Source organism: Mesorhizobium sp. CNPSo 4661, assembly GCF_057784215.1.
The window spans coordinates 149,068-174,107 of sequence record NZ_JBWGIO010000016.1 but is presented as its reverse complement, the minus strand read 5'-3'; the positions used below and the strand labels follow the sequence as shown (position 1 = coordinate 174,107).

Below are 25,040 nucleotides of genomic sequence, written 5' to 3'. Positions count from 1 at the left end.
AGCAGATGGCAAAGGCATTGACGGGCGCGACGCTCACCAAGCTGAAGGCGGACCCGGAGAAGCGTCTGGAGATCCCGGATGCGGTACTTCCTGGCCTGTTTTTCATCGTGCAGCCGACGGGCCGGAAGGCTTGGGCACTGCGCTACAGACACCGAGGCAAGCCGCGGAAACTGACCCTCGGCAACTATTTGGCCGGGAGCGACGAGAAGAAGGCCGGCGAGGAACTGAAGAAGATCCGCCTTGATGCCAGCGGGACGCTCGAACGAATCCGCGCGGGCGCCGATCCAGCGGCCGAGAAGCAGGAAACCCGAAAGGCCGCAAAGGCCGAGGCCGAAGACCAGTCGCTCCTGTTCAAGAACGTCGTGGCGGACTTCATCGACAAATACCACCGGCACAAGAAAAAGAACCGCTATGCCGATTGGGTCGAAACTCTGTTCGCGAACCATGTGACGCCGAAGTGGGGCGTCAAGCACATTTCGGAAATCACAGACACCGACGTCCGCAACCTCATCAACAAGATCGACGCGGCCGGCAAGCATGTGATGGCCAATCGGGTCTTCACCGCGTTGAGCACGTTCTTCGACTGGTGCGCAAAGCCGAAGAACGGAATTCCCGTCACGGCTTCACCGATGGAAGGAATGGAGAAGTCCTACGACGAGACGCCGCGCGATCGTGTCCTGACCGACGATGAAATCAGATGGTTCTGGCACGCCGCGACGAAGCACGGCCAGCCGTTCGGCCATATGTTCAAGGTGCTGCTCTTGACCGGCCAACGCCGCACCGAAGTCGCCGCCATGACTACGAAAGAGGTCGACGGCAACGACTGGGTTATCCCTGGATCTCGGACGAAGAACGGACGCGACAACGTGGTGCCGATCTCGACCGCAGTCCAAGAGGTTCTTGACGATATGAAGGCTATTCGGACCAAGGCCGGCTACGTCTTCACCACCACCGGCGATACCTACGCAACGGGGTGGTCGCGCGCTACGAAGGCCATCGCCAAGTCGATGCTGGAAATCGCCCAGGAAGAAACCAGCGACCCGGAATTCAAGATCGAACACTGGACCCTTCACGATCTACGCCGGACAGCTGCCAGCGGCATGGCACGGCTGCGCATCCGGCCTCACGTGATTGAAGCCGTGCTCAATCATTCGAGCGGCATCATCCGCGGCATCGCAGCCATCTACAACCGCTACGACTACTACGAGGAGAAACAGGCCGCTCTGGATGCGTGGGGCAGATACGTCGAGGAATTGGTCACTGGCAAAGCGGCTGGCAATGTCGTGCCGATGAAGGCGGTGTCCAAATGAGGCGCGATAGGTTCGCCGAAAAGGACGTCGCGGCGCTTCGCCAAATGCTGGAGCAGAACGGGTTCGAGCCGGAGGAAGGGTGGATCGAGGTTCGTCTGCAGGACATGGCATTCAGGTTCGACGAGGATTTGAAAAGGCGCGACATTGATACGCTTGCGGCAAGGATTGCCGCCGCCCGTTCAGAGCTTGATGGAATAACCAGCACCATCAAGTTCCTCGACCGGTGGGTGCATGAGCTCACAGCGGAAAAGATCAACAAAGAAGCGCCGTTCGTATACGGGGCCTGGGACGAACCGCGGCATGGGCCAACCACGGCCGAGGAAGTCGCGGCGTACATCGTGCCGGCCGACTTTACGGCGGAGGAGATAAGCTCAACCAGGCGTGTCCTTGAACAACTCGCAATGTACGCAGCGTCGGTCCATGGCTATCACGTGGGAAACCGTTCGATGAGCCCGAACCGCAACGAGCGGCCGGAGATCGATGGCCTTGTGAGAGGCCTCGCAAAGCTATGGTGCGCGGCGTTCAAGATCCCTGTGGGACACATCAAAATCTCGGAGAGCACCGGCAGTCCGGCGGCCAATTTCATTGAGGCTGGCGTGGAGATATTCCTAGGAAAGTCGCTTTCCCGCAAATCGATCGTGACGCGTGTATGTGCCTATCGTGACGAGGAAAAGAACAAACTATCCTGATTTGCCGCCCGGTTTTGTTTTTAAAATGGGATGAAGGTTTGCTCGCGAAATAATCTCTCAAAGGGGCATATTCTCGCGAGTCCCGATCCATATACTGAGAGGCCTAACGTTAATAACGGAAGGCCACTTTCCAATGTCAACCGAGGTCTACATTCCCGCACCGAAGGTGCTGGACCGATATCATATTAGCGATATGAGCCTTCACCGGTGGCTCAAAAATCCGGAACTCAATTTCCCCCGGCCGATCGTAATCAACCGTCGGCGCTACTTCCTCGAAGCCGATCTCGTCGCCTGGGAGCGCGCCCGTGCTGCGAAGGCAGCATGACCGCCCTCGATCACTCCCCGCCAGAGCACGAGCACTCGGCCATCGTCGACCAGGCGATCGAGTTCTATGTCGCCAACTACGGCAACATCGAGCGGCCGATCGTGCCGGCGCTACAGCGCCGATTTGGCCTCACGCCTCACCAGGCCGTTGTCGTGATCCGCGAAACCACGTTGCGGAGGGCACGCGCGGCATGAGCGATGACGACGACGAAAAACCGAAAGCGGCTTCGCTCGCCAGTCGGAAATTCGACTTCGAGGACATGATCAACGCCGATCCGAAATGTCCGATCGCGGCATTGAAAATCGTTCGCGCCTACCTTCGGTTCATATCCGATTTCGAGAAGGATTCCGCCTACGTGTCGATCATCGATCTTCAGGTGGCAACCGGTCTTAGCACGCGCGCCATCATCGACAATCGCAACGCGCTGGTGGCGCTTGGCTACTTCGAAGTCGACAGCAAGACAGGCGCCGGCGCCGTCCGCTACAAGTTGAAATTTGCCCGCGAGAATATGGTCCTAGACCACATGATTATCGCTCGGGAAACGCTTAGGCGGATCGATGCCGAGCGGAAAGAACGGCAACGGGAGAAGCGTCAGGCGGCATCTTCTGTGATTGAGCCAAATACAGGCCCTGACACCGCGCGGGCCTGTAATTCGCGCAGGGGCGTGATTGAGCCAAATGCAGGCAACTACCTAGAATATAACCTAGAAGGTATTAGCTCTGAAGAAGGGAAAGACCTTTCAAGGGTTGGCTCTGCCCACTCCCCTGATGATGTTCCATACCCTGTTCCCGACAACGAGGACGATGCGGCCGCGATCCTGGAAAGGCTCCGAGCCGGCCGGAAGCTGTCGCCTGGCGTGATGCAGGTGTTCCGTCGCCGCATGATGGAAGGCACTTTAACGCCTGCCATGGTCGAAGCGCAGATGAGGTTCGTCGCATGAGCACGCGCAAGAAAACTCATCCCGACCAACTCGACCTATTCGCCTGGGCGGCCGCTCGACCGACGGCCAAGGTCATCAGCGCTATCCCCGGTATCGCCAAGCGGATGTGGCGTGAGCGGCATATGGTCCAGCCGAACAATCCACCGCACGTCGTACCGATGCGGAGGCGCGCATGAGCCCGGCCGCCTACCGCTCCGCCGCGACATGGATAGACCAGGCTCTCGGATGCCTTGCCGAGGCGGTAGAGAGGATGCCCGAGCCGCAGTTCCTCGCCGAGCACCAGGCAGCGCATAACGCACCGCGGACGCCGTCGGGCGATCTGGTGGCAGGCGTGCTTGAGCGCGAATGGTGGCGCAGATTTCCCTGCGGGCGCGACGAATGAGCGCCGCGTTACATGTTGCTGCAGGGGCGGATCGGCGGCTTCGGCTTGAACGGAACTGTTTGGCGCCTGAGAGGAACGTCGGCGAGCGACGTTCGGATCGGCTTGACGGTAGCGGTGGTGGACTGAGCGGCGGCCGCACGCCTAGCGAGCAGCGCCGCCGACATTTTGGCGAGCTTCGATTTCATATCCAAAGGACGGAACTCCTCCCAAGAGACATCCAGCCTTTCGCCTCTACCACAACCGCCGACGCGCCCACATTAAGCTTTGACGTGTGGGGAGGAATATATCGATTAACCCGACCATCAGACCGGGACCGACCTTGCGCCGCGAGCTCGTCAATGCGCGGTTGTCGGCGGCACGATCTTCAGCAGCCGGCGCCTGGCAGCCTTCGCTCTCGCCTGGCCGGCTCGTATTCGGCTGCAGAGGGCAAGGCTAACAGCGAGACCGTGGTCCTCGTCGAGCAGATCTGTGGCCTGTTTCAAGGAGCGCTCGGCACGCTTCGCGCGTCGCCTTGCGGCTGCCATCTCCAAGACCGTAAGCTCAAACATTGTTCGGCATCCTTTCGGGTTGCCGTCCCTTCCCGAAATCAATGGGCACCATCATTTTTTGTTCCTGCGACGGAACGTCCGGGGAGGTGCGCATGACCTCCGCTCCCGATCCGCAACTCGAGGCTTACATCGCCACGGCAGAAGCGGCCTTGGCCGATCTGCGCCGGTACATCGGCCAGCAGCCGAGGCCCCAGACGGCGACGCCAGCGCCGATATCAGCCGAGCCGGAAAGGAGAGTCGACCTGATCGGGATAGAGTGGTTCGAGACTGCGGCCGCGGCGCAGCGTTTTGGCAAATCAAAAGAACTGATCCTGTCCTGGTGCCAGCGATACGACGGCTTCGGTTGGAAACATGGGGGTCGCTGGCTTGTCTCCGTCACCAAGATGCAGGCGCGGCTCGGCATCGACTGATCTTGTCGTGTTTGTCGTGTTTGTCGTGTTTTGCACTCTTCGGTTGTCGTGTTTCGCCCGCCATCCTCTGGTCATAAACCCGACCCGGAGACCGACTGTGAACATCCAGACCATCGTCAAATCGCTGCGCGGCCAGGCGAACACGGTCGACCAGCTGCAGCAGACGCTCGACCAGATCGATATTCCCGGATTGGAAGCCGCTGCAGAGAAACTTGAGGCCGAACGGCGCCGCGTGCTGCTCGACGGCAGCGACAAGGATCTCGAAGCGATCGAGGCGAAGATCGCAAGTGCCAACCGTGACGTCGAGCGCGCCTATGCCGCTCAAGCCGAACTCACCAAGCGGATCGAGATTGCCAAGGCTGCCGCCACTGAAAGCGAACTGCGGGCGCGCTACGACGAGGCCAAGGCAAAGTCGGACGCTGCCGCAAAGATGCTGCGCAAGGAATACCCTGAACTCGCCAAGCGCCTGGTCGGACTGATCCGCATCCTCGCCGAGGCCGATGTCGCCGTCGAAGAGGCCAACAGGCAGTTGCCGGCCGACGTGCCTCCGCTGCTCCCGGCAGAGATCGAGGTCCGCCGGCGCCCTGGTTCAGAGGAGAAGACGATCAGCGAGGAGGAGGTGGCGCTCTGGACCCATGCCGGCAGTTGGACTCTCTTCGCCGAGGACAGGCAGTCAGAAGCAGATGCTCGCGCTAAGGAATACGCCTCCAATTACAGCGGCATGCCGCCCAACGGTGTCATCCAGGTGGGCAACAGTCGCGTAGTGAAGCGCCGCTTCATCCGCAGAACCTACATCCCTCGTGGCATGGCACTGCCACAGCCGCCGCTCGCCTCAATCGAACTGCCCGGCCTCGTCGGTGGCGATCCTCCTTTCTGGGATCAGTCTCGCGTCGGCGTCCACAGCTCGCGCTCCATACTGGCGCGATTGCAGGAGCTTGCGGCACTCAAGCCGGTGCCGCCTGCAGAAGCTGCCCAGCCTGTCGTGCAGTTGCTTCCTCTCGAAGAGGCCGCCGCATAATGAATACGCTGACCAACCCCGCGTTGGCTGGCGTCGCTCCCCGGAAGGCCAAGCGGGCGCGCGGTCTCCGGGGGGCAATCAATCCTTTGGCTGCCGATGACATACCCGGCACCCACCCCCGCGTAAGGTTCCTCACCCAGCGCGGCGGACGGATACGGGGCGGCGCAGCCCGCTCAACGCGTGTTTTTCCGACTTCGAAAATTCCACTTTCCTTTCCATTTGGCGGGTCCGATCCACTCGCTCACCAATTGCCAAGCCCTCCTGCTGTCGGGGTAGTGGCAAAGAGCCAGCGGACTTCTCAGCGGTGGTCCGCCGGCTCAACAGATTTCACCAAAGGCGCGGTCGCGGTGTTCCTTTCCCGCATCTCGCCGCGACCAGGGTTGACTGAAGCAGCCTTGGTCTCCGAGCGGGTCGGGCACTGGAGGGTCCGGCCCGCCCATCGTCCCGGCCGACGGCAATCACCGGGTCCTTGGAAAACCGCTCTGACCATGCGGGGCGGCTGTGCGCATGCCTCTCCTAGAGACAGAAATTTGCATCGTGCTCCACCACAGGAGGCCCCGACGTGGCAATGACGCGGCAGCTTTTCTCAATTTCAGGCCTCGCGGTCGAGCTTGATCGTGACAGGCGCACCATCGCCAAGGCACTTGAGCGGGTGCCGGCCGAAGGCACCGTCTCTGGCGGACACCAGGCCTGGTATCTGTCCACGGCCATTCGCGCAATGAAGAGTGGCCGCGGCGACGTTTCCACGCTCGACCACTATCTCGACCGGCTGGTTGATTGGGAGGAGCTTTCGGCACGGGAGCCTGTCGATCTGCCGATCGACGAGGCGAGCGCTGCATTCAGCATCCCGCGCGAAACGCTGCTCACCTGGCTTCGTTGCGGCATGCCCTATGCCGGCGCTGCGGGTGACTTCACCACCGGCAACGGATTCGTGCTGCGGTCGAAGTGGCTTTTCGACTGGCAAATTTCTCTCACCGTCATCGCCTCGGCCGCTGGCTGGCCGCCGGCCGCGCGCACCCTCAAGATTCCGGAGGCTTGAACCATGACTACCCCCGCCAACTTCCCCGTTCACTGGCGCCAGGCTCTGGCCACCGGCGATGCTTCCGGTTTCCGGGATCCGTCCGACATGGTCTCATTCTTCCATCAGGCAAGGCGCGTCACCGCGCTTTATTCGGAGGAAGAGAGGAATTACCTCGACCTCGCCGATCGGCATCCCCAGCAGTACGAAGCTGGGCTGGCCATAGCGCGCGCCGAAGATCGAGCGAAGCGCGACGCCGAGGCGCCAAAGGACGCCACCTTCAACGATGGGCCTGCGGCGCCATTCCAGGAAACTAGGTCCAGCGGCGCTGCCTCATGGGATCGAGTGATTGCCAAGGCCAACCGCGACTTCGCTGCAATGGCTCCAGCGATCTACGCTAGGCGCAACCGGAGGGCATGAACCCATGGCCGAACGCAACGCAATTGCCGTCCTGATCAAGCTGCTCGGCGGCGAAGCCATGACTGCCGAACTTGAAAAGCTTGGCAAAACCGGTGAAGCGGCTATGGCCAGCATCGAGGAGTCGGCCAGGAAGGTCCAGTTCGCTGGCATAGGCGAGAACGTCGCCAACGTGATCGCGCAGGCCGAACTCGTCGCCAAGCGCTCGATTATCGCCTTCACGGTGCTGAAGGGTGCCGCTGACGCCGTTGGAGCCAGCCTGTTCTTCCTCGCTAAATCCGGCGCCGAAGCCGCTGATGCTGCCGGCAAAGCCGCTCAAGCCGCGGGCCTATCGGCAAAAAGCTATCAAGAATGGGCGTTTGCGGCAGATTCCGTCGGCGTCAGCCAGGCGCAGGTCAGCACCGCGCTCAACACCTTCAACAAACAGGTCATCAAGACAGCGGACGAAACCAGCAAGGCCGGCAAGGCCGGCGCGCAGATGGGGCGCGATATCCAGCAGGGCATCGGTTTCACGGTCGAAAGCTTCAAGGATCTCAATGTCGAGGTGACGCGCTTCGGCGACAACGTGAAAGGCTCCGGCGACAAGGCCAAGGCCGGCGCGGCAAAAGCTAAAACCGGCTTCGATGAACTCGGAATCGCGGTCAAGAACTCCGACGGCACGCTAAAGACTAATGAGCAGCTGCTGATCGAGGTCGCAAACGCCTTCCAGAAATTGCCGGACGGCGCGCTCAAGTCGCAGATCGCCCTGAAGCTGTTTGGTCTGGAAGGCGCGAAGCTTATCCCGCTGCTCGATCAGGGCGCGGCCGGGATTGATGAATTCAAGGCCAAGGCGGCGGAGCTCGGCATCGTCTTCACCGACGACCAGATCAGGCAGGCGGCCAAGTTCAACGACGCGCTCAACGAATTGCAGAAGGCCATTGGTGGCGTTCTGCGTGGCATCGGTTTGATCTTCGTTCCAGCTTTCGCGACCGGGGCCAACGCCTTCCGTGATTTGATCTTGCGTAACCGTGCCGTCGTTCTCGACTTCGCCAACAATGCCTTGGCGCGTGCGAAAGTGATCATCGCTGATTTCTTCGCCGCGCTGTCAGGCCGCGACTCCGACGTCACCTCAAATCGCTGGATCCTCACTTTGCGAGACGGCATTGTCGGCTTTGGCCAAGACGTCAGTCGGGTCATCACCGGCTTGGTCATCCCGGCGATCGAGAAGATCAAAGCCGGCACCGACCTGGCGGCCAAGGGTATCAACGCGCTCAGCGGTGCCGGCCTCACCGGCGGCGAGCTTCTGATAACGTTCGCCATCGCTCGCGCTGCCGGCGCCATCCAGCTGATTATCCAGTCTGGCGCTGTTGCCATCAAAACGCTGTCGGCGTTGAGCACATTCCTGCTCGCCAATCCGTGGGTTGCCGCCATAACCGCGGTTGCGGCAGGTATCACGCTCTGGGCCACGCGCACTGACGCAGCTACGGCGGCTCTACAGCGGCATGAAGGCCTGGTTGAGGGTGTGGCTGGCGCCTATGCGAAGGCCGGAAACAACGTCAAGAACATGACTGATGAGATCAAAAATGGTCTCCTCATTCAGGAGCGAGCAGCCCTTCAGGATCTCGTCCCGGCGTTCGAAGCCGAGCTTAAGCGACTGCGCGACCTGGCAGCAGCACCGGCGAAGGAAAATCCATTCTCGCAAGCGCTCCGCGACTTCGCCGCGGGCGGTTCGCTCGATGATTATCTGAAGGCGGTCAAGGCCATCGGCGCAGCCAATCCCGAGCTCAACGCGGCCGCCGATGCCTTTGTGCACCTCACCGACAAAGCCACCGAACTGGAAACGAAAATCAGGCCCGCATCCGATTTCGTCGATCTTCTGACCGGGAAGATCAGCGATGCGACGTTTCAGGCGCGACAGGCAGGCGCAGGGTTCCAGGCGCTCGGTGCAGACGCCGAAGCCGGCTTGAGCAAGGCTGGCGCTACCGCTGACACGACGAAGGGCAAAGTCGAGGCCTTAGGCCAGACCATCACAGTGTTCCGTGGTGGTGCCAACGGGATATCGAAGGAAGTCTTCGACGTGGTCAACGGCGTCGCGCAACGTGCCGACCAGGGCAAGCAGGCGGTCGACGGTCTTTCCCGATCTGTCGACGAGACCAGCAAGTCGGTGGACGGCGTTAGCAGCGAGATCACCAACTCGATCGGCACCATCGCGCCGGCGGCGCAGCAAGCCGCCGACGGCTTCAATAGCTCCCTCGGCAGTCTCGACGCTGGGGCGGCCAAGGCAGCTGCCGAGGCCATCGTTGCACCGTTCAACGTGCTACCGGGGCAGTTCTCGACGATCCTTGGCGGCATTCGCGCGCTACTGCAGGGCGGCTTCTCGGGCCTTCAGGCGGTTGTCTCGAGCTTGGCTAGTCAGATCGAGTCCGCCATCAGCCAGATTCTTGCATCCCTGCGCGCCGCGGCCGATGCAGCGGCACAGTTGCGCTCGCAAGCGAACGGCTCGACGGCAGCCGATTCCGGTGGATCGCATGGCGGATTCAAAGACGGTGGCATGATCCGCGGCGCCGGCGGGCCGAAGACCGATAGCATTCTGGCCTGGGTTTCGAGCGGTGAATTCATAAACCAGGCCGCATCTGTGGCCTACTATGGTCCCGACATATTCCATGCTCTGAACAATATGCTGCTGCCGCGCGATTTCCTGAAAGGGCTTCGCGGATTCAGCCTCGGCGGCGTCGTCGACAACTTCAGCCGCTCGATGGCAATCCCGCGCTTTGCGGCTGGCGGGCTGGCAACGGCAAGCCTCGCGCCTGCTTCACCCTTCGGCGGCGCGGAGAAACTGGTGCGCGTGCAGCTGCAGTACGGGGTCAGCGCGGATGAGGTTGTGGAGATGATCGCGGCCGACAACAGCGGCCTCATGAAGCTTCAGAGGTACGCACTCAATCATGCGCGCACCAGCGCAGGGCGCTCTCCCAGGAGGGGTACATGATCAATATGCCCAACTTCGACCCGAACACGATCCCGCAGCTCGGCGACCCTCAGAATCCCCGCGTGAAGGCAAATCAGGCCGAGTTCCAAGAGCAGTTCGGCGACTTCAAGAGCCGCCACATAATGGGCTTTCGCATGGGGCCGGCGCCGAAAGGCGAGTGGGTCGGGATACGGTTCGACATGGAAGACGGCTCGACCGTCGACGTGTCGGTGCCGTTCACGCTGTGGCAGCAGTTCGGCAACGAATGGGTGCTGGCGATGATGTCGGCGGCCGAGCTGGTGGAAGCGGCCTATGGCAAACCCGGGGGCAAGGCATGATGCCCTTGCTCGCCTTCCTCGCCTCATGCGCCGTCGTCGCGGCGCTGCTGCTGCATTAGCGACGTCGAGCGAGCGGCGATGGCGGTACAGCGGTTCCGGTGATCTTGCCGTATACAGCACAACCGCCGAAAACGATCACTAGCGCGACAGGGCAGCACACTATGAAGAAGGTGCCCAAACCCAGCGACAGATGCATAAGCAGGATTCCATAGCCAGCTAGCGTCAGCACCAAGCAGGCGACGAACACCCCCAAGACCACAGGCGCCCCGTACTTGACCATGTTGAGCGTCTTAGAGGCCGGATGCGCGATTGCGTATACGCTTAGCATCAACGGCACCACCATCGAGAAGCAGACGATGGCCCAAAGGACGTAATTATCGAACGTCGCGCTTGTGTAGGCGGTCAAAATTCCCGCCAAGCTGGCGCCCGCCAAGCCAAGTGTCATGGACTGTTCAATATCCCAGGTGGCGGCTGCCTCCGCTTCGGTTTGAAAGTCGCTGCTCATTGGAAACCCCACATCTTAATCCCTAACCCGTTTTACCCGTTGAGGCATAGAGAAAATGGGCAGCAGCAGGCCGCGTTAGCCTGGCGGCGGGCCGCAAACAGCCATGAACGCGAGTGCGCCCTTCGCATCCATGGTCTTCTCCGCCAGCACGCTTTGGTTCGCAGCCGACACGGTGTCGATATTCTTCTGCAGCCGATCGGTTATCGGATGCATCTTGTCGGCGCCCCCAAGCTGCTCCAACTCGAATTTAAGCGTGGCGAGGTCCAGCAAGGCGAGTTGGATGTCTTTGAGCGCTTCGTGGGCGCGCTTCAAGGCCGTGGTGCTCACGACAAGCTCCGAACGGATGCTCTCGCACTGCTCTCGCGAAATCTCCATTGCTTGGGCGCCGCTTACCGCACCAACAAACATCGCGAAAGCTGCGGCAGCCCTCGATGCTAACATCCTGAAATCCCCAATTGCCGGGCCGCTGCACATCTCATCGCGACGCCGCATCCTTTCAATGAAAGACCGCGTTATTGCAGGTTGCGGTGATTGTGCCGTCGCCAAGACGGCGTGCGTCGACAACTGTGGGCAGGCATCTGACGGGGAAATTGTTCTGGATGACTTGCTGCGCGACCTCGGCCGGTTCCCCGTCGGGCGCGCGGCTGAACTGCGCATAGGCAACCGACGACGTCATCAGCGCAACACTGATGGTGGCACCTATCCTTCGGCCGATCGCGTTCATTGGCCTCCTGGACGGCTCTCAGCGGAACGTTTGCCGCATCGAGAATTGTCGGTTGCCCGGCTTTCATCAGTAGGACAACTGCCTGTGTAGCCGCCACCGCCGCCGCCCGACTTGTATTGCTGGATAACAGCAACGCTCCGGGCTCCATCGCCTTCGATATGGGTGTTGTTGCTGTTCGGATTGAAAGGGGCGACGGTCTGCAAAAGCTGGTTGGTGTGGTTAGCGTCACCCGCGGCAAGCGTCGTCGTGTCGTAGTTGTTGAGATAGTCAGCCGCGCAACCGCTCAGCGTCAGGGCGATCACAAGGCATAGGCTAATCCCTCGTTGCATCAGGTCGACCCTCAACTCGACGGATTCATGCCGACTGCCCTCAGCTTCGCGCCGAGTTGCGCGCGAGTGGCGCAAGCACCCTTGTCGCCAGCGATGCACTTCTTGTTTGCGTCGGACCAATCCAGCAGAGCCGTGTTGATCCAACTGCCAGGCGCCCGCGCGATGCCGTAGGGCGTTGGCGATTTGCCGGCGGCTTCCGCAGCCACAGCCGCCGCGCCCTGACCACGCGGCGCTCGTTTCCATCCATTCAGGATGAGGCAGTTTTTCATGTATTGATCTTCAAGGGCCAAGTTGCCAAGCGCATTGCCGATGCCGGCGCCCGCAACAAAGCCAGGCGACCCGATAGCAAGATAGCCTTGGTCAACTGAGCCCTTTTGCATCTCGCATTGAGCATGAGCGACGTCGAAACTCGGCCCGTACCCAATCTGAACGTAGTCTGCTTGATTGCTTGTTTGACAGCCGCACAGCGCGGCAGTGGCACACAGTGCCATCAACGCCTTTACTCTCATACCCCCAGCCCTCCCACGGCTTGGGGTTAAGCATCTCTTAAAGTGAATATTTGCGCAAGGGGGAGCGTATTTCTCGGTAATCGCCGCTGCGTTTCGGCAAGACCAAGTCGTCGACCAGATATAGGCCGCTATTACTTTTCTCATCTACGTGGCTTTGTCGGCCAGCGGCATCTTCTCCTTCGGCGCCACATGGCCGGTGACGAGCCGCACGGGACTGCGCTTGGTACTTAGTCAAGCATCTTCTAATGGACGCGATTTTTTGGAATAAAACCTTTTGCGAGGTGCTATTGTCACTTGCATGCCTCGCTTTTTCTTCGATCTATCGCATGGCGGTGATGTCTATCACGATGCACGTGGGGACAGCTTCAAAAGCTCTGTGGAAGCCAATGCACGGGCACTCCGCATCCTCCGCAGTTTCCCGAGCAGCGGGCACGATCTAACCTGTACGATCCGCGACGCTTTCGGCCACTCGGTCGCAAAAGTTAGCATCAAATAAGGCATTTCGGGCCTGGCGCCTCTCACGGCAGGCGAATGAAGCTTTATGGAACGTCCGGCAGCACGTAGCTGGTGACCAACCGCACTACATCGATGTCCACCGTCACCGGCGGGGATAGGTTCACCGTCACAGTATTCTCGTCGACCCGCAGGACATCACCGGTGAGTTCAATCGGCTGGCCTTTCTTCAGCGTCGATGTCCGGTCAACTATTGAATGTGGAAACCCATAGTTCGGGATCGAGACGCTGACCCTGTCTTCGGTGACGCGCTTGCGCACCGTCGCGGTGATCGCCACCTCGTCGCCGACCTTAATGCCCTTCGCCATGCGATGATTCTGCCGTGGTCTGGGGCTTAGTCAAGCAGTTGCTAATTTATGTGGGATGCTGCCGGAACCAAATCTAACAGTCGCCGTTTTTTGGCCTAGCCGGGGATGCCCGTCCCGAAATCCTATCGGCTTCCCGGTGTGTCAAAGGCCCGCTGCTAACGCCTGGCAGCGGGCTTTTGTTCTGCGACGGGCTTTCTTATCGGAACCCAGCGTTTGTGCTATGATTCGCCTCATGGGAAAGAAGGCGAAACAGAAGGCTCGGCAGGCGATTGAAGCCCCGTTGGAAGCCGACCTTGAAACGGAAGCCGCCTACTATGCTCGCAAGGTCGGCATTACCGTATTCGAGGCCGCCAAGATCATTCGGGAAGCCCGCGCGCCGAAGCTCTCGATTGTCCGCAAGGACAAGGCCAGGTAGATCATCAGCGTTCGCCGATAGCCCGCCGCTGGCGTGCCCCCACGCCTAGCGGCGGGGTGTAAGCCCTTGGCAAGCGATCTGCGATTTGCCACGAGTGCCGCGGCGCCGGTCGAGACGACCGGCGGCCGACGCATACAGTTGGGGGGGCGGTTGGGTACATGAAAACGTCGGCCGCCGTCTTTGGGCGGGGGCGCGGTTGGAACGCCTCATGCTGCCGGCAGAGATGGCGCTTGCCAGTCTCAACGTTTCGTTTGGAGCACTTGTCGAGGCTGCTAAAGAGAGAGCCGCCAGCGCATCGTGACCCGTGAGGGGACCAACGTCTCCGCGCTACCTAATTTCCCTTATGAGCGGCCGGTCTGCCCCTGCGGTCTGATCCCGGCAAGATATTGTCGCCTACTAGCTGATCGTCATGTGATAGCTTGGGCGGCCTGAAGTGGCCGGTTGCGCCGATCTCACCCAGCCATTCCTCATAACCAGAATTCATCTTGGCTTTCAGGTGCTCTGGGTCGGTCACTCCGGACTGAAACAACCCCATGAGCCGCCGCCCGAAATGTGCTCTGGCCGGGTGCCATTCCGGAATACCCGCTTCGTCGCAATAGGCATTAAGTACCTTGGCGAGCATAGATAGCTGTTCGGAATCGATTGATGTTTTGGGCAACATTCGCTTCTCCCATGGAGGGCGAAAGCGTGATCTACTCTTCCAAGCGCCCGTTGCCTTGCCAGATCGAGCGACGAAACAACCGTACTCTTTCGAACAGGATTAGCGAGTCAATTCGACGGGAACCGGTGACAAGCAAGGTGCGTTGTGCGGCCTAAAAGGAGGTCGGCTTTAGTAGGCGACGCGAAAGCGAAAGCACACACCGAGACCGAGATGCCCGTTCGCACCTTCCCAGCGATAGTAAACTGGGCCACACAGAAAACGGGCTGCCGGCACCGATACCCCGTTGACGCGCGTCCATTGTCGCTATTGCGCCCGACGCGGCGAGCAGTATCAGCCAGACCGCCATGAAGCCCCAGGACGCGCGTTCTTGCTTACTGCGGTGGCGGCCCGCACACGTTTATAAACGCAAGAGCGCCTTCTGCATCCATTTTGCAATTACGTTGCCTTGTCTACCAGAGGCGTTTTCCGCTTCGGCGGCACATAGCGCGTGACCAGGCGCGCGGTGTTGGCATCGACGGTGACTGGAATGCCAAGGTTGATTGTGACCTTTCCCGCCTCATGATCGACATGAGTGACGTCGCCGACAAGCTCGATCGGCTGGCCCTGCTTCACCTTTGTCGTTCGGTCGACGATCGAATGCGGCTGGCCATAGGATTGTATGGACACGCTCACCCGATCTTCGGTGACGCGTCTGCGCACCTTGGCTGTAATGGCGACTTCATCGCCAATGTTAAATGAGCCCTTCGCCATAGGAGGAGTCTGGCGCTGCAACCGGCTTAGTCAAGCGGTTGCTAATGTAGTTATGGTCTGCCAGCATCCGCATGCTAAATCTAAGCGGACATGAAGCTGCTTTTGATCGCGCTCATTGTCGCTCACAGCTGGTATACCGGCTACCATGATCCGGTCACCGGCTATGAATGCTGTGACGACAAGAAAGATTGTGGTGTCATCAATCCGCGCTTTGTCGAGCCGCTGCCTGGCGGTGGGTTCAATGTCCGCACGGGATCGGGGCCTAAAAACCGATATTTCATCCCCAAGAACCGCGTCATCGAGAGTGAAGACAGCCAGTATCACATCTGCTTGTCCCCGCCGTTTTCGTATATCCGTTGCTTCTTTGCACCCCGCACAGAGGCGAGGCGATGAACTTTCTTAGGCGTGAGAGCGCGCCAAGCGCGGCATCGAAAGATTTTCGTGACGAATCGGCTTGAAGGCAGACGCAGGCACCAATAGATCAACCACGGATGGGGCGACCTCTTTGGAGATCGCCATGGGCAAGGAATATCCGTTTTCAGAAGGCACGCTCGGCGGCAAGCTCAAGGCAGGCACAGGCTTGTCCGTGTACTGCCTCGGCTGCCGGCGCCGCGCGGTACTTGATGTCGCCGAGCTGGTCAAGCGGTTCGGGCCGGATCAGCCCTGCCTCCACTGGGACTTGCTCAAGATCATCTATTGCCACGAATGCCGCGGCGCCGGCCGAGACGATCGGAACCTGCAGTTCACCAACCACGCGATGACGCCAGAGCAGCGCGAGGGCTGGACACCCTGTCCCTGACGCGGGAGCGGCCCGGCAGGCTGGCGGGTGTAGGCCAGCAAATGCCGGGCCTAACCGGCAGGAGACTCGGGGGACGAGAGACGGCGCCGGCTGACCCTGAATATACACCCCCTGCCGAGATGATCGGCACCATCCATAAGGATGACGGTGGGAGTAGGGCGTTATGGTCTGAGCGCGACAGCCGTGACCCTGGATGCGCCCGATAAGCGGAAGGGCTGGACGCCATGGCCCATCAGATGGGCGCCAATCGTAAGTGATCTGTCGGACCAATGCCTTTGATGTTTGCGACCTCAGTCACCGGCTCAGGTTCTGGCGTATCCAAGGACCGAGGCGCAGAATGACCAGCGCGGTGCGTTGGGGCAGGCCCGTTGCCGAAGCGGCTTTGCGGCAACGGGCCTTCCGGCCGCTAGTGCTCATCTTCCTCAGCTTGGTCCGTAGAGGCGGCCCGACAGTTCCGCAAGTTGGGGTGCGTTGGGTTGAACCGCCGGGCCTAACCGACTCGGTAGGGGAGAGTCGGCTGGAGCGGAGGTTACATTAGCGAGGCTGCATGAATATCACGGTTCATTACGTTCCACCGGTTTCGCTGAAACTCGCCGGGCGAGGCCCCCAACAACTGCCTCGAGCCCGACGAGCTGCCGGGGATCAACCCGGCAATCATGCCCTTGCAAGGCCGATGCCAGCGCTGCCGTCCTTAAATGATACAGCTTGCCGATAAACGCCAATTCACGCCTGAGAAGCGGCGGGGCTGGATGTAACCTTTCAGCAACCGGAGTACATTAGTATCCACTAATGCGCTTCACCATGATGCTCTTCTGCTGGGTCGCATTCTTTGGCTGGGATCTCGCGGCCAATCATGGTGCATTTGTCGAAGCGGTTGGCACCCGCATTTTTCATTTATTCCATCTGATAGGGCTCGTTTGAGGCACCATTGTCAGGGCCTTGCCTATAAGCCGCGACTTATGCAATATCCGCCTCGTTCTCCAAGCGAGGCGCGGCATGCTGGCACGAACTCCCTTCACCGAAGTCGAGATCGAGGGCGTCGGCACCTATCGCCTGCCCAATGACTGGCAGTACATGCGGCTTCGGCGCCTCAAGGGCTATGCCAGGCACATCGCAATGCTGGCTTTTGGATGCGGGATGACGGTCCAGCAATTCCAGAAGCTCCCGATCGAGAAGCAGCAGGAGGTGCATCGCGCCTACCTCACCCTGACGTCGCCAAGCTTCGGCCAGCCCAAGCCCGAGCCCGTCGATCCCAATGTGATGGTCCTACCGAAGGGACACTGGTCGGCCGAGTTCAAGCTCAAGGTCGGGTGCTGGCTGATGCACAACAAGGAAACGCTCCCGCACGGCCATTTCGGACCGTGGCTGGATAAGCAGAACGGGCTTTCCCGCGGCATGGCTTCGCAGTGCATGGCGCTGGCGAGGGACTATGCGGCGGATAGGGCCAGCGCGGCCACAGGGACGCGCCAGGAAGCGATCGGCACTCCGGCGCTGTAGGATGGTGGCGACGGGAAGCGTGCGGTGTTCGCTACAGAACCGGGCGGCCTGGCCTCCTCGGTTCCGGCAAGCTGTCACACGGATTTGCGGCCAATGCGGCGAAGCGCAAATCTCTTAGGCATAGGGACGACTTCATCTCACTTGCCCGTATCTCAATGTGATCATCATCAGCGGTCGCTCGGCTTTTCTTCGCGGCAAGCAGATAGTCGGCTCTGTTCGTTCGATAGTCTTCTTTTTTCGCAGACATCGTTTCCTCCCGGAAATTCGTAGGCGTTGCCCTCCTTTGGCCTAGCGGGGGGACACTAACTGCCGATGCGTCGCACGAGTCCACCAATTGGGGATTGTGTAGAACGATATATCCCAGTGTCACCGGGCCACAGGCAGGCGCCAGAGCGGGGGAGAGGTTGCGGCGGTGTAGGAGAGCGGCGAGAGCAAACGCGCGCTAGCGGGCCTGCTTACGGTTCCGGATCGTCCCTCGGCTCTTTAGCGTGAGGGCCGAATTTGGCCTTGAACATCGCAGCCAGTTCTTCCGGCTTTTTCCTTTTTGATTTCGGGCCAAGCACATCGACAAGCGCTTTACGAGCGCTATCTCGAATCGACCTTTCGGCGGCGGTCAAACGCTTCATTTCAACAATCTCCCCCTAAGCCGGCAAAGCATTGCGCACCTGCAGCGGACGCGCAAGCGGGCTCCCGGAAGCGGGTTGACGATTTCAGCAGGGGCAGCGGGGATCGATCCTGCTATAATCCCCTATGGCCGTTCGAATAGCGGTTGTCCTGGCGCTTCTTTTCGCCTTCGCTTACGGATTCGCAAAACTCGTGGAACGTTATGGCGGCGTTGGCGGTAGACCCTCTCCATGTGCGGAATGGTCAAACCCGAATTGCGCAGAGCCGAACGCACCGCCTCCGAAGCCTAAGCCTTCCTGAGCCTCACCCCGGCGCCGCCGCCGTTCTCGGGGATGAACTCGACGCCGGCCGCTTCGAGGGCGGCGCGCAGCGAAGCGACGGTCGATTGCTTTGCATCTGAACCGTTTTCGATACGCGTCACCGTGTTAGCGGTCACGCCTGCCTTTTCGGCAAGATCCCTGACTCCCCAGCCAAGAGCCGCCCGAGCCATCCGCATTTGAACTGGCGTCATTTGTACATTGTACCTATGCAAGTTGACGGAAAGTCGTTTAGTCGCTATCTGTTGGTACGTTGTACACTTAGATAGCTACAGGAGCAACCAATGCCGAACACCCATGTTCCGGCAGCTGGCGGAGCTATGCCCGCTGCCAAGATAGCCATCGTCGGAAGGTTTTCCGGCCACATCCTGCTTGTCCAGCGGAGGCCGTCATGACCTTCGCCGCGGATCCCGAAACCCTGCTTGTGCCGCTCACCAATCGGAAGACGATCGCCGATTCGATAGAACGCCTGATCGACATGCTCGACGCCATGTCGCCGGATCCAGACCTCGAGGACGGCGCCGACGATGAACCATGGCTGGGCAGGCCGGAGCAAGGCGCCGCCGCTCCTGCGTGCTTCAACCCCGACGTTCGCGGAAATCCCCACGACGACCGGGAAGACGAAAACGAGCACGGCGGCGACATCAACGACGAGCCCCAGGCCGGCGGTAGCGGCGGCACGTGGGAAGGCGACGACGAGCATTCCCTGGGCTGGTCCGAGGACGCCTCGCTCACCGGCGACCTCAAATGCTACGGCAGTCAGGGCGATCTCGAGCCGGAGCTCGGCTGGACCGAGCACGTAAACCAAGCAAGCCTGTCGCGCTTCGCTCGGCCGGTTCCGTGGGCGGTAGAGGATGGCGAGCCATACCTTGGATGGCGGGAGAAGACCGGCTTCGGAGTCGTCGGCCAACAGAACTTCGATGACCGCGAGCATGATGACGAACGCGAGCCGAACGGGGACGAGGGCGACACGAGCTACACCGACGACGAGCCCTATGGCTCAATAGGCGGCGGCGACGGTTCCGGCGCCGCCTTGGCCTCAAGGCTGCTGGAGAAGGCCAGACGCCTTCGGAGCGGCGAAATCGTGAGGGAGGTCAGCCCGATGGTCGTGCCGCAGATCGATCCGAGGAAGTTCGATCCCGACAGGCTCGACGCCCGCGCGCACTACTGGGCGGCAAAGGGATTCTGATAAGCGCCAACGTTGGCGGATTTGGCCCGGCTGCTATGTGGCCGGGCTCTCAATCTGTTAGCTGCTGCCTTTTAGACGCTTAGCCATCTTTTCATGCTCGGGACTTAGTTGCATTCCGTATCTTGCACGGAGCTTGGACGCGATCTCCAACGCCCGACGGCCTAGCATTCTCGTAGAATCATCGAAATCGAACGGGTTGCCCTCGAAAGTGCGCGCGTAGGCTGCTTCTGATTCCGCGATCTTGCTGGACGTCATGAAGGACATGATCTCGTCCGCCAAAGTTGGATCCAACGAGCGCCAATCAATGTCATCCGGAATGACAGGTGCCGGTGGAAGTGATTCCGAGTAGGCCTCCTCGACCATTTGGAAATGCCCCTCGCTCATATTGGCGTTGTTCCAGCAATCGGCGGCATAATGCTCAAAAGCGACCGCGCACCGCATGGCGCCGTACCTCGCCGACCGCCTTTCAGCCCAACTTTCCTTCACAAAATCGGCCGCCCATCCGGCCAAAGCCGAAATCAACCCAGTCGCAATGATCGCTAGTACGATGTCTTTGCTCGTCCAAACCGCCTCTGGAGCTGCCGGCATCGGAACGCTGCCCCTCTCAATATTTCTCGAATGTTGGATTGTAAAAACGATCTGCAAGCTCTTCGAGCGTTTCCATCACTTCGCGAATAGCCCTGGGAGCCGCGTCTTGCGACGACATCTCAGCCAGCTTGAAGCGACCGACTTGGAGTTCGATGATGATACGCGCGATAACCGCCATGAATGCCCGCATCCGATCAAGGGCATAGTCCTCAGCCCAAAAGTCCGAGAAGTCTTTCCTGCGCAGTTCGCCATGCCATTGAGGGTTCCTGTTGAAGACGACCGTATTGCCTGCCTTCGCCGGCAGGCCGTGAACGATGTCGTTTCTTACCTCAAAGGCAAGACGAGCGGCCTTGCACCAGGTCTCTAGGAAATGACGCTCATTGACCGACGTCAATGTCGCCGCGTGCCGCTCGAGCATCCCGATCATATCGGTGATTTTCATTAGATCCGTTTTGGGCCGGACGCCTTTGTAGGGAATCTTGAGCGCGTGCCAGATGTAGCGTTCGATGTGATACTCGATTGCCGAACCGAAGGTTACGATCGCCGCGATCTTTGCGCCTATTTCCGGCGATATGCCTTGCATCTCCTGCAATCGATCGGGTTGGCCATACTGCTCGTAGATTGGTGGCTTGATCATCGTGTGGCCATCTGCCGATGGTGGCGGGCTTTCGTTACCCAGAACGTTACCCAGAACGATTTTTTAGAAGATTTTCAGAGATCGGACTTTGGGGGTAAGTCCTTGTTTTTATAATGGTCGGAGTGGCCGGATTCGAACCGACGACCCCTTGACCCCCAGTCAAGTGCGCTACCGGGCTGCGCTACACTCCGGACCGCGCAAAGCCCTATATTCTCAAAGGTTGGAGTGCAAGGGCCAGTCGGGCAAAATCCTCGAAATTGTAGACCGACCCGCGAGACCTGCCCTGTTGGGCGTCGGTGGAAATCGGTAAGCTTTCCTGATCTCTCGGAGAAAACCTCAGTGTCGTTGGCGAATGGCGCCGTACCGGGAATTCCTGATCGCGCAGACGGCGCTCAGAGCGTGATTGCTCGGTTTCGCCCGCACTGGGCGCGGATGGGGATTACCAGGGTCGCCAATGTGACCGGGCTTGATCGCATAGGCATACCGGTGGTGATGGTGTGCCGCCCCAACGCCCGATCGCTGGCTGTTTCACAAGGCAAGGGCATCGACCTGGAATCGGCAACGGCTTCGGGCCTTATGGAAGCGGCGGAACTTTACCATGCGGAGCACATCGAGCGCCCGCTGAAACTCGGCAGCATGGCTGAGCTCTCCCAATCGCATCGGTTCGCCGAGATTGGGAGGCTGGCTCGCATCACCGGCAGGGCATTCACGAAGGACATTGTGACGCTGTGGATTGAAGGCCAGGAGATGATCTCCGGCGGGAAGCGCTGGCTGCCATACGAGTCGGTGCGGGCCAACTTCACTGTGCCACCGCCCCCTGGAAGCGGCTTCTTCGATTGCAGCAGCAATGGGCTCGCCTCTGGAAATACAGCCGATGAAGCGATCCACCACGGGGTTTGCGAAATCATCGAACGCGACGCGACTGCCTTGTGGAACCGGATACCGTCCGCCAGCCGCCGGCGCACCGGCGTCGACCTCGGCAGTGCGCCGGACGGCCCGTGTCGCGAAGTGTTGAAGAAACTGGAAGGCGCGGACTTCGACGTCGCGGCGTGGGAAACGACCTCCGACATCGGCGTGCCGGCCTTTTTCTGCCTGATCGCGGATCGCCGGGACCGCAACAGCCACTACGGCATAGGCGCGGCAGCGCACCCGCTGCCGGAGACCGCCTTGCTGAAGGCGCTTATCGAGGCCGCTCAGGTGCGAACGACCTACGTATCGGCGGCACGAGACGATCTGACCGCCGAGGAATATAGCGAAGCCTACCGGGACAAACGCCGCCGGCAGGCAGAGCGATTGCTGGCCGAACGATCCAGCACGAGGCGACTTGGCTCTGCCGCGGAGAGAGCTGCACACGGGATTGCCCGCAATGTGGCCTGGCTGGTCGAAAGGCTGCAGGCGGCAGGCGTAAGCGAGATCATCGCCGTCGATCTGTCCAAGGAGGATATCGGGCTGCCTGTGGTTCGCGTTGTGATACCTGGCCTCGAAGGCCCCGACGACCATGACGCCTATATGCCGGGCGAGCGAGCCCGCCGAATGTCGGATGGCGGACCGTGAATCCGATCGTCTTTTGCGGCCCAAGCCTGCGCGCGCATGACATCGCGTCTTACGACGGATTCGAATTCCGCCCTCCCGTGCGACAGGGAGATCTTTATGCCGCCACGCGCGACTGCCCCAGGGCAATCGGCGTCATCGACGGTTATTTCGACGGTCAGCCGGCTGTCTTGCACAAGGAGATACTTTGGGCCTTGACGCAAGGGATCGCCATATTCGGCGCGTCCAGCATGGGCGCGCTCCGCGCCGCAGAATTGCACTCGTTCGGCATGCGCGGCGTCGGGCGTATTTTCGAAGCCTATCGCGACGGCGAGCTCACCGACGACGACGAGGTCGCGCTCATTCATGGTCCGCCGGAGACCGGCTACATCCATCTGAGCGAGCCGATGGTCAATATCCGCGCGACGCTCGAGCAGGCGGTTGCAGAAGGTATCATCGACAGACCGACAGGGGCGCGCCTTGCGGCTTCGTCAAAGGCACGCTTCTACCGGGAAAGAACCTGGCCCGACGTGCTGGCGGACATCGGCGATCACCGTACGGAGCAGGAATTGGCGACCTGGCTGCGAACGGGCAAGGTCGACAGGAAGCGCCAAGACGGGCTGGAGCTGCTGAAGGAGATGGACGCATTTATCCGCAGTGGGGCTGCGCAGGGGCCTCCCGACTTCCATTTCGAATGGACGGAGAATTGGCACAATGCGTCCTGGCGCAACGAAACCGCGCAGCCGGGCGGAACGGCTGAAGAGGGTGCCATTCTCGATGAGCTTCGGTTGCGTGGCGACTATGCGCAATTGCGCCGCGAGGCGCTGCTTCGTCTGCTGGCCCGCGGCGAGCAGGCGGCACCGGATCGCCAGGCGGTCAAGCGTGCCATGGGCGATTTTCGCTCGCGGCGCGGGCTTATGCGGCAGACGGACGTCGTCGACTGGGCGCGCGACAATGGAATGGATCTTCCCGGTCTTGATCGCATGATCGAGGATGATGCGGCCGTCGAGACGCTCGCACGAGATCGCGATGCCGAACTGCACCGAGCCATCCTAGACAGACTGCGCGAACTGGGTCTCTACCCCGACTATCGAGACAAGGCTCTGGCCAGGCAGCGGGCACCGTCGCTGTCCGCGCCGGTGCCGCGTGCCCTGCTCGCAGCCTGGTTTTTCGAGAAACGACTCGGCCGCGCCGTGCCTCGAGACATTGACGACTATGCCATCTCCATCGGATTGCCTGGCATCGAGGAATTCTACGACCTGCTGGCGCATGAGTATGCTTTCATGGTCGGCCGCGGCTCGTCCGATGACTCTGGCCTGACCGATGAAAACGGGCTAACTTGAAACCGCATTCGCCGACGATATCGCAGCCAGTTTGACGTGCATGCCTTTGTCCATGCGAGGGGACAAGCGTGACATCTGGAGAGGAAGGCTCTGTATTCAAGAACGGGACGCGCTTCCGGCTATTCGCCCAGGCGCCGTTCCTGGAAGCTTTTCGTCGGCCCGAAATCGTGCTCGTGTCGTCGCCGGCGGGGTCGGTCGGCCCTGGCCCGGGCGACGGGCGCATGTATGTCGTCGACCCTATTGGCAAGGCGTTTGCCTACGGTCTTGCGGAAAATGTCCGCGGCGACCCGCTCTATCTGACGCCGCCTTGGCGTGGCGACGTCTTTCCCCCGGCGTTTCCCGATCTCGACGGGCATTTCGATCACATCGGCCCGGACGATCCGACATTCGAGGCGGCGCATCTGTTCGGCTCGGTGCGTTTCACGCTGGACGTGTGGGAGAAATATTTCGGCCATCCCATCAGATGGCATTTCCGGCGCGACCTCGACCGCCTGGAACTGGTGATACAGCGCAATCTGCACGAAAACGCCTTCATGGGTTACGGCTTTCTGGAGGTCGGCATCCACGAGACGCCGGATGGCCAGGTGGAGCCGTTCACCCTCAACTTCGACGTTGTCGCCCACGAGGTCGGCCACTGCGTCATCTATTCCATCATCGGCGTGCCCGACCTCGGGACGGCCAGCGCGGAATATTACGGCTTTCACGAATCCTCGGCCGACCTCGCTGCGCTCATCACCGCCCTGCATTTCGATTCAGTCATAGATGAGCTGTTGGAAACCAGTCACGGCAATCTCTACACGCACAATCTCGTCAACCGCATCGCCGAGTTATCCTCCAACAGCCAGATCAGGCTCGCGGCCAACCCGCTGTCGATGCTGGATTTCGTCCAGGGCTGGAGCGACGAGCATGCTCTCGCCCAGCCGCTCACTGGCGCGATGTTCGACATTTTTGTCGACCTTTTCCACGAAGAGCTGGTCGCGAGGGGTCTGATCACCCAAAGCCAGGAAGATCTGTCCGACCGGCTGGAGGACAGTCCCGACTATTTTCGCGCCATCCAGCCGATGTTCGACGAAGCCTATGCGGCGTCGCCTTTGGCGTTTCGCGAAGCACTGGTCGCCTCGCGCGACGAGCTCGGCATGCTTCTCGCCGAAACCTGGCGGCGGCTTTCGCCGGACGATCTCAGCTACGCGGAAGTCGGATACACGTTGCGCGCCGTTGACAGGCTGATGACAGGCGGACGCTGGCGCACGATCATCGACGTCAACCTCAACCGTCGCGCGATCGGTTTTGTAAGCGCCGGCCCCAAGATCAAGCCGTTTGGGCCCAAAAGCCACTTCGGTTTGCCGAGGGTGTTCGTGCCGGCACGTCATGGCGCTTGTTGTGCACGGCATCTGCGTGTTGCGAGACAGACGGGAACGCGAGACAGACTGGCAAGAAGCAGGGCCGGCGTTCTTTGAGTCAGA

Annotated in this window: 34 protein-coding genes and 1 tRNA gene; 22 read left to right on the top strand and 13 right to left on the bottom strand. The window is 60.5% G+C overall.

Annotated elements, in window-relative coordinates:
- Nucleotides 1-5: 5 nt before the first annotated feature.
- The 13 genes from AC0YKC_RS24495 (at nucleotide 6) to AC0YKC_RS24435 (ending at nucleotide 10,339) form a co-directional block, all read left to right on the top strand.
- A complete protein-coding gene (locus AC0YKC_RS24495; protein WP_488512921.1) occupies nucleotides 6-1,310 on the top strand; it encodes a tyrosine-type recombinase/integrase in 1,305 nt (434 codons plus the stop codon).
- Nucleotides 1,307-1,999, top strand: a complete 693-nt coding sequence (locus AC0YKC_RS24490; RefSeq protein WP_488512920.1) for a hypothetical protein — start codon at nucleotides 1,307-1,309, stop codon at nucleotides 1,997-1,999. The genes AC0YKC_RS24495 and AC0YKC_RS24490 overlap by 4 nt, the downstream gene beginning before the upstream one ends.
- A 133-nt stretch (nucleotides 2,000-2,132) precedes the next feature.
- On the top strand, nucleotides 2,133-2,324 hold the full coding sequence (locus tag AC0YKC_RS24485; protein WP_488512919.1) for a DNA-binding protein: 192 nt from the start codon (nucleotides 2,133-2,135) through the stop codon (nucleotides 2,322-2,324).
- Nucleotides 2,321-2,518 carry a hypothetical protein gene (locus tag AC0YKC_RS24480; RefSeq protein WP_488512918.1) on the top strand — a complete coding sequence of 66 codons (198 nt, stop codon included), beginning with the start codon at nucleotides 2,321-2,323 and terminating at the stop codon, nucleotides 2,516-2,518. Before AC0YKC_RS24485 ends, AC0YKC_RS24480 begins: the two co-directional genes overlap by 4 nt.
- On the top strand, nucleotides 2,515-3,264 hold the full coding sequence (locus AC0YKC_RS24475) for a hypothetical protein (protein WP_488512917.1): 750 nt from the start codon (nucleotides 2,515-2,517) through the stop codon (nucleotides 3,262-3,264). Before AC0YKC_RS24480 ends, AC0YKC_RS24475 begins: the two co-directional genes overlap by 4 nt.
- The gene (locus AC0YKC_RS24470; RefSeq protein WP_488512916.1) at nucleotides 3,261-3,440 is read left to right on the top strand and encodes a hypothetical protein; all 180 of its coding nucleotides are present in this window, start codon (nucleotides 3,261-3,263) and stop codon (nucleotides 3,438-3,440) included. The genes AC0YKC_RS24475 and AC0YKC_RS24470 overlap by 4 nt, the downstream gene beginning before the upstream one ends.
- Nucleotides 3,437-3,646 (top strand): hypothetical protein, encoded by a 210-nt coding sequence (locus AC0YKC_RS24465; RefSeq protein ID WP_488512915.1) that lies wholly within the window; start codon nucleotides 3,437-3,439, stop codon nucleotides 3,644-3,646. Before AC0YKC_RS24470 ends, AC0YKC_RS24465 begins: the two co-directional genes overlap by 4 nt.
- A 640-nt stretch (nucleotides 3,647-4,286) precedes the next feature.
- The gene (locus AC0YKC_RS24460; protein WP_488512914.1) at nucleotides 4,287-4,604 is read left to right on the top strand and encodes a hypothetical protein; all 318 of its coding nucleotides are present in this window, start codon (nucleotides 4,287-4,289) and stop codon (nucleotides 4,602-4,604) included.
- Nucleotides 4,605-4,701: 97 nt separating this feature from the next.
- The gene (locus tag AC0YKC_RS24455; protein ID WP_488512913.1) at nucleotides 4,702-5,622 is read left to right on the top strand and encodes a hypothetical protein; all 921 of its coding nucleotides are present in this window, start codon (nucleotides 4,702-4,704) and stop codon (nucleotides 5,620-5,622) included.
- Nucleotides 5,623-6,184: 562 nt separating this feature from the next.
- Nucleotides 6,185-6,661, top strand: coding sequence for a hypothetical protein (locus AC0YKC_RS24450; protein ID WP_488512912.1), 477 nt, complete (start codon nucleotides 6,185-6,187; stop codon nucleotides 6,659-6,661).
- Nucleotides 6,662-6,664: 3 nt separating this feature from the next.
- Nucleotides 6,665-7,060: a hypothetical protein gene (locus AC0YKC_RS24445; RefSeq protein ID WP_488512911.1), complete on the top strand. Its 396-nt coding sequence runs from the start codon at nucleotides 6,665-6,667 to the stop codon at nucleotides 7,058-7,060.
- A 4-nt stretch (nucleotides 7,061-7,064) separates the two neighbouring features.
- On the top strand, nucleotides 7,065-10,022 hold the full coding sequence (locus AC0YKC_RS24440; RefSeq protein WP_488512909.1) for a phage tail tape measure protein: 2,958 nt from the start codon (nucleotides 7,065-7,067) through the stop codon (nucleotides 10,020-10,022).
- Nucleotides 10,019-10,339 (top strand): hypothetical protein, encoded by a 321-nt coding sequence (locus tag AC0YKC_RS24435; RefSeq protein ID WP_488512908.1) that lies wholly within the window; start codon nucleotides 10,019-10,021, stop codon nucleotides 10,337-10,339. Before AC0YKC_RS24440 ends, AC0YKC_RS24435 begins: the two co-directional genes overlap by 4 nt.
- Before the next feature lie 55 nt (nucleotides 10,340-10,394).
- Here AC0YKC_RS24435 and AC0YKC_RS24430 read toward each other — a convergent pair whose 3' ends face one another.
- The 5 genes from AC0YKC_RS24430 to AC0YKC_RS24410 all read right to left on the bottom strand — a co-directional run bounded on the left by AC0YKC_RS24430 (nucleotide 10,395) and on the right by AC0YKC_RS24410 (nucleotide 12,406).
- Nucleotides 10,395-10,844, bottom strand: coding sequence for a hypothetical protein (locus tag AC0YKC_RS24430; protein ID WP_488512907.1), 450 nt, complete (start codon nucleotides 10,842-10,844; stop codon nucleotides 10,395-10,397).
- A 75-nt stretch (nucleotides 10,845-10,919) separates the two neighbouring features.
- Complete coding sequence (locus AC0YKC_RS24425; protein WP_488512906.1) at nucleotides 10,920-11,171, bottom strand: hypothetical protein; 252 nt, start codon at nucleotides 11,169-11,171, stop codon at nucleotides 10,920-10,922.
- Nucleotides 11,172-11,340: 169 nt separating this feature from the next.
- Nucleotides 11,341-11,568, bottom strand: a complete 228-nt coding sequence (locus tag AC0YKC_RS24420; protein WP_488512905.1) for a hypothetical protein — start codon at nucleotides 11,566-11,568, stop codon at nucleotides 11,341-11,343.
- Nucleotides 11,565-11,870 (bottom strand): hypothetical protein, encoded by a 306-nt coding sequence (locus tag AC0YKC_RS24415; RefSeq protein WP_488512904.1) that lies wholly within the window; start codon nucleotides 11,868-11,870, stop codon nucleotides 11,565-11,567. Before AC0YKC_RS24415 ends, AC0YKC_RS24420 begins: the two co-directional genes overlap by 4 nt.
- 38 nt (nucleotides 11,871-11,908) lie before the next feature.
- On the bottom strand, nucleotides 11,909-12,406 hold the full coding sequence (locus AC0YKC_RS24410; protein ID WP_488512903.1) for a hypothetical protein: 498 nt from the start codon (nucleotides 12,404-12,406) through the stop codon (nucleotides 11,909-11,911).
- A gap of 298 nt (nucleotides 12,407-12,704) precedes the next feature.
- On the opposite strand from AC0YKC_RS24410, the gene AC0YKC_RS24405 reads away from it, so the two are divergent.
- On the top strand, nucleotides 12,705-12,902 hold the full coding sequence (locus AC0YKC_RS24405) for a DUF6894 family protein (protein ID WP_488512902.1): 198 nt from the start codon (nucleotides 12,705-12,707) through the stop codon (nucleotides 12,900-12,902).
- Between the two features lie 43 nt (nucleotides 12,903-12,945).
- Here the strand turns inward: AC0YKC_RS24405 and AC0YKC_RS24400 are convergent, their stop codons facing one another.
- The gene (locus AC0YKC_RS24400) at nucleotides 12,946-13,227 is read right to left on the bottom strand and encodes a hypothetical protein (RefSeq protein WP_488512901.1); all 282 of its coding nucleotides are present in this window, start codon (nucleotides 13,225-13,227) and stop codon (nucleotides 12,946-12,948) included.
- Nucleotides 13,228-13,459: 232 nt separating this feature from the next.
- On the opposite strand from AC0YKC_RS24400, the gene AC0YKC_RS24395 reads away from it, so the two are divergent.
- On the top strand, nucleotides 13,460-13,642 hold the full coding sequence (locus tag AC0YKC_RS24395; RefSeq protein ID WP_488512900.1) for a hypothetical protein: 183 nt from the start codon (nucleotides 13,460-13,462) through the stop codon (nucleotides 13,640-13,642).
- A 331-nt stretch (nucleotides 13,643-13,973) separates the two neighbouring features.
- Here AC0YKC_RS24395 and AC0YKC_RS24390 read toward each other — a convergent pair whose 3' ends face one another.
- Both AC0YKC_RS24390 and AC0YKC_RS24385 read right to left on the bottom strand, forming a co-directional pair.
- A complete protein-coding gene (locus tag AC0YKC_RS24390) occupies nucleotides 13,974-14,303 on the bottom strand; it encodes a hypothetical protein (protein ID WP_488512899.1) in 330 nt (109 codons plus the stop codon).
- 435 nt (nucleotides 14,304-14,738) lie between these two features.
- Nucleotides 14,739-15,053 (bottom strand): hypothetical protein, encoded by a 315-nt coding sequence (locus AC0YKC_RS24385; RefSeq protein WP_488512898.1) that lies wholly within the window; start codon nucleotides 15,051-15,053, stop codon nucleotides 14,739-14,741.
- Nucleotides 15,054-15,143: 90 nt separating this feature from the next.
- On the opposite strand from AC0YKC_RS24385, the gene AC0YKC_RS24380 reads away from it, so the two are divergent.
- From AC0YKC_RS24380 to AC0YKC_RS24370, 3 genes are all read left to right on the top strand, one after another.
- On the top strand, nucleotides 15,144-15,446 hold the full coding sequence (locus tag AC0YKC_RS24380; RefSeq protein WP_488512897.1) for a hypothetical protein: 303 nt from the start codon (nucleotides 15,144-15,146) through the stop codon (nucleotides 15,444-15,446).
- A 124-nt stretch (nucleotides 15,447-15,570) separates the two neighbouring features.
- Complete coding sequence (locus tag AC0YKC_RS24375; protein ID WP_488512896.1) at nucleotides 15,571-15,852, top strand: hypothetical protein; 282 nt, start codon at nucleotides 15,571-15,573, stop codon at nucleotides 15,850-15,852.
- 996 nt (nucleotides 15,853-16,848) lie between these two features.
- Nucleotides 16,849-17,349: a DUF3102 domain-containing protein gene (locus tag AC0YKC_RS24370; RefSeq protein WP_488512895.1), complete on the top strand. Its 501-nt coding sequence runs from the start codon at nucleotides 16,849-16,851 to the stop codon at nucleotides 17,347-17,349.
- Nucleotides 17,350-17,804: 455 nt separating this feature from the next.
- Here the strand turns inward: AC0YKC_RS24370 and AC0YKC_RS24365 are convergent, their stop codons facing one another.
- Together AC0YKC_RS24365 and AC0YKC_RS24360 are read right to left on the bottom strand one after the other, a co-directional pair.
- Nucleotides 17,805-17,975, bottom strand: coding sequence for a hypothetical protein (locus AC0YKC_RS24365; RefSeq protein WP_488512894.1), 171 nt, complete (start codon nucleotides 17,973-17,975; stop codon nucleotides 17,805-17,807).
- A 284-nt stretch (nucleotides 17,976-18,259) separates the two neighbouring features.
- The gene (locus tag AC0YKC_RS24360) at nucleotides 18,260-18,463 is read right to left on the bottom strand and encodes a helix-turn-helix domain-containing protein (RefSeq protein WP_488512931.1); all 204 of its coding nucleotides are present in this window, start codon (nucleotides 18,461-18,463) and stop codon (nucleotides 18,260-18,262) included.
- 218 nt (nucleotides 18,464-18,681) lie between these two features.
- On the opposite strand from AC0YKC_RS24360, the gene AC0YKC_RS24355 reads away from it, so the two are divergent.
- Nucleotides 18,682-19,479, top strand: coding sequence for a hypothetical protein (locus AC0YKC_RS24355; RefSeq protein WP_488512893.1), 798 nt, complete (start codon nucleotides 18,682-18,684; stop codon nucleotides 19,477-19,479).
- Between the two features lie 57 nt (nucleotides 19,480-19,536).
- Here the strand turns inward: AC0YKC_RS24355 and AC0YKC_RS24350 are convergent, their stop codons facing one another.
- The 3 genes from AC0YKC_RS24350 to AC0YKC_RS24340 all read right to left on the bottom strand — a co-directional run bounded on the left by AC0YKC_RS24350 (nucleotide 19,537) and on the right by AC0YKC_RS24340 (nucleotide 20,895).
- Nucleotides 19,537-20,067 carry a hypothetical protein gene (locus AC0YKC_RS24350; RefSeq protein ID WP_488512892.1) on the bottom strand — a complete coding sequence of 177 codons (531 nt, stop codon included), beginning with the start codon at nucleotides 20,065-20,067 and terminating at the stop codon, nucleotides 19,537-19,539.
- Nucleotides 20,068-20,083: 16 nt separating this feature from the next.
- Complete coding sequence (locus AC0YKC_RS24345; RefSeq protein ID WP_488512891.1) at nucleotides 20,084-20,704, bottom strand: hypothetical protein; 621 nt, start codon at nucleotides 20,702-20,704, stop codon at nucleotides 20,084-20,086.
- Nucleotides 20,705-20,818: 114 nt separating this feature from the next.
- Nucleotides 20,819-20,895, bottom strand: a tRNA-Pro gene (locus AC0YKC_RS24340).
- A 148-nt stretch (nucleotides 20,896-21,043) separates the two neighbouring features.
- Between AC0YKC_RS24340 and AC0YKC_RS24335 the strand changes: the two genes are divergently transcribed.
- The 3 genes from AC0YKC_RS24335 to AC0YKC_RS24325 all read left to right on the top strand — a co-directional run bounded on the left by AC0YKC_RS24335 (nucleotide 21,044) and on the right by AC0YKC_RS24325 (nucleotide 25,034).
- Nucleotides 21,044-22,258 (top strand): YcaO-like family protein, encoded by a 1,215-nt coding sequence (locus AC0YKC_RS24335; protein WP_488512890.1) that lies wholly within the window; start codon nucleotides 21,044-21,046, stop codon nucleotides 22,256-22,258.
- Complete coding sequence (locus AC0YKC_RS24330; RefSeq protein WP_488512889.1) at nucleotides 22,255-23,577, top strand: TfuA-like protein; 1,323 nt, start codon at nucleotides 22,255-22,257, stop codon at nucleotides 23,575-23,577. The genes AC0YKC_RS24335 and AC0YKC_RS24330 overlap by 4 nt, the downstream gene beginning before the upstream one ends.
- A gap of 68 nt (nucleotides 23,578-23,645) precedes the next feature.
- Nucleotides 23,646-25,034: a gluzincin family metallopeptidase gene (locus AC0YKC_RS24325; RefSeq protein ID WP_488512888.1), complete on the top strand. Its 1,389-nt coding sequence runs from the start codon at nucleotides 23,646-23,648 to the stop codon at nucleotides 25,032-25,034.
- Nucleotides 25,035-25,040: the final 6 nt, after the last annotated feature.

Excerpts from the sequence above, each read along its gene's own strand:
- AC0YKC_RS24480 (WP_488512918.1), top strand. The coding sequence starts at position 2,321 with ATGACCGCCCTCGATCACTCCCCGCCAGAGCACGAGCACTCGGCCATC.
- AC0YKC_RS24385 (WP_488512898.1), bottom strand. The coding sequence starts at position 15,053 with ATGGCGAAGGGCTCATTTAACATTGGCGATGAAGTCGCCATTACAGCC.
- AC0YKC_RS24470 (WP_488512916.1), top strand. The coding sequence starts at position 3,261 with ATGAGCACGCGCAAGAAAACTCATCCCGACCAACTCGACCTATTCGCC.
- AC0YKC_RS24360 (WP_488512931.1), bottom strand. The coding sequence starts at position 18,463 with ATGGCTCGGGCGGCTCTTGGCTGGGGAGTCAGGGATCTTGCCGAAAAG.
- AC0YKC_RS24445 (WP_488512911.1), top strand. The coding sequence starts at position 6,665 with ATGACTACCCCCGCCAACTTCCCCGTTCACTGGCGCCAGGCTCTGGCC.
- AC0YKC_RS24420 (WP_488512905.1), bottom strand. The coding sequence starts at position 11,568 with ATGAACGCGATCGGCCGAAGGATAGGTGCCACCATCAGTGTTGCGCTG.
- AC0YKC_RS24485 (WP_488512919.1), top strand. The coding sequence starts at position 2,133 with ATGTCAACCGAGGTCTACATTCCCGCACCGAAGGTGCTGGACCGATAT.
- AC0YKC_RS24410 (WP_488512903.1), bottom strand. The coding sequence starts at position 12,406 with ATGAGAGTAAAGGCGTTGATGGCACTGTGTGCCACTGCCGCGCTGTGC.
- AC0YKC_RS24440 (WP_488512909.1), top strand. The coding sequence starts at position 7,065 with ATGGCCGAACGCAACGCAATTGCCGTCCTGATCAAGCTGCTCGGCGGC.
- AC0YKC_RS24405 (WP_488512902.1), top strand. The coding sequence starts at position 12,705 with ATGCCTCGCTTTTTCTTCGATCTATCGCATGGCGGTGATGTCTATCAC.
- AC0YKC_RS24350 (WP_488512892.1), bottom strand. The coding sequence starts at position 20,067 with ATGCCGGCAGCTCCAGAGGCGGTTTGGACGAGCAAAGACATCGTACTA.
- AC0YKC_RS24435 (WP_488512908.1), top strand. The coding sequence starts at position 10,019 with ATGATCAATATGCCCAACTTCGACCCGAACACGATCCCGCAGCTCGGC.
- AC0YKC_RS24495 (WP_488512921.1), top strand. The coding sequence starts at position 6 with ATGGCAAAGGCATTGACGGGCGCGACGCTCACCAAGCTGAAGGCGGAC.
- AC0YKC_RS24370 (WP_488512895.1), top strand. The coding sequence starts at position 16,849 with ATGCTGGCACGAACTCCCTTCACCGAAGTCGAGATCGAGGGCGTCGGC.
- AC0YKC_RS24460 (WP_488512914.1), top strand. The coding sequence starts at position 4,287 with ATGACCTCCGCTCCCGATCCGCAACTCGAGGCTTACATCGCCACGGCA.
- AC0YKC_RS24345 (WP_488512891.1), bottom strand. The coding sequence starts at position 20,704 with ATGATCAAGCCACCAATCTACGAGCAGTATGGCCAACCCGATCGATTG.
- AC0YKC_RS24355 (WP_488512893.1), top strand. The coding sequence starts at position 18,682 with ATGACCTTCGCCGCGGATCCCGAAACCCTGCTTGTGCCGCTCACCAAT.
- AC0YKC_RS24390 (WP_488512899.1), bottom strand. The coding sequence starts at position 14,303 with ATGTTGCCCAAAACATCAATCGATTCCGAACAGCTATCTATGCTCGCC.
- AC0YKC_RS24490 (WP_488512920.1), top strand. The coding sequence starts at position 1,307 with ATGAGGCGCGATAGGTTCGCCGAAAAGGACGTCGCGGCGCTTCGCCAA.
- AC0YKC_RS24400 (WP_488512901.1), bottom strand. The coding sequence starts at position 13,227 with ATGGCGAAGGGCATTAAGGTCGGCGACGAGGTGGCGATCACCGCGACG.
- AC0YKC_RS24380 (WP_488512897.1), top strand. The coding sequence starts at position 15,144 with ATGAAGCTGCTTTTGATCGCGCTCATTGTCGCTCACAGCTGGTATACC.
- AC0YKC_RS24465 (WP_488512915.1), top strand. The coding sequence starts at position 3,437 with ATGAGCCCGGCCGCCTACCGCTCCGCCGCGACATGGATAGACCAGGCT.
- AC0YKC_RS24475 (WP_488512917.1), top strand. The coding sequence starts at position 2,515 with ATGAGCGATGACGACGACGAAAAACCGAAAGCGGCTTCGCTCGCCAGT.
- AC0YKC_RS24395 (WP_488512900.1), top strand. The coding sequence starts at position 13,460 with ATGGGAAAGAAGGCGAAACAGAAGGCTCGGCAGGCGATTGAAGCCCCG.
- AC0YKC_RS24375 (WP_488512896.1), top strand. The coding sequence starts at position 15,571 with ATGGGCAAGGAATATCCGTTTTCAGAAGGCACGCTCGGCGGCAAGCTC.
- AC0YKC_RS24365 (WP_488512894.1), bottom strand. The coding sequence starts at position 17,975 with ATGAAGCGTTTGACCGCCGCCGAAAGGTCGATTCGAGATAGCGCTCGT.
- AC0YKC_RS24430 (WP_488512907.1), bottom strand. The coding sequence starts at position 10,844 with ATGAGCAGCGACTTTCAAACCGAAGCGGAGGCAGCCGCCACCTGGGAT.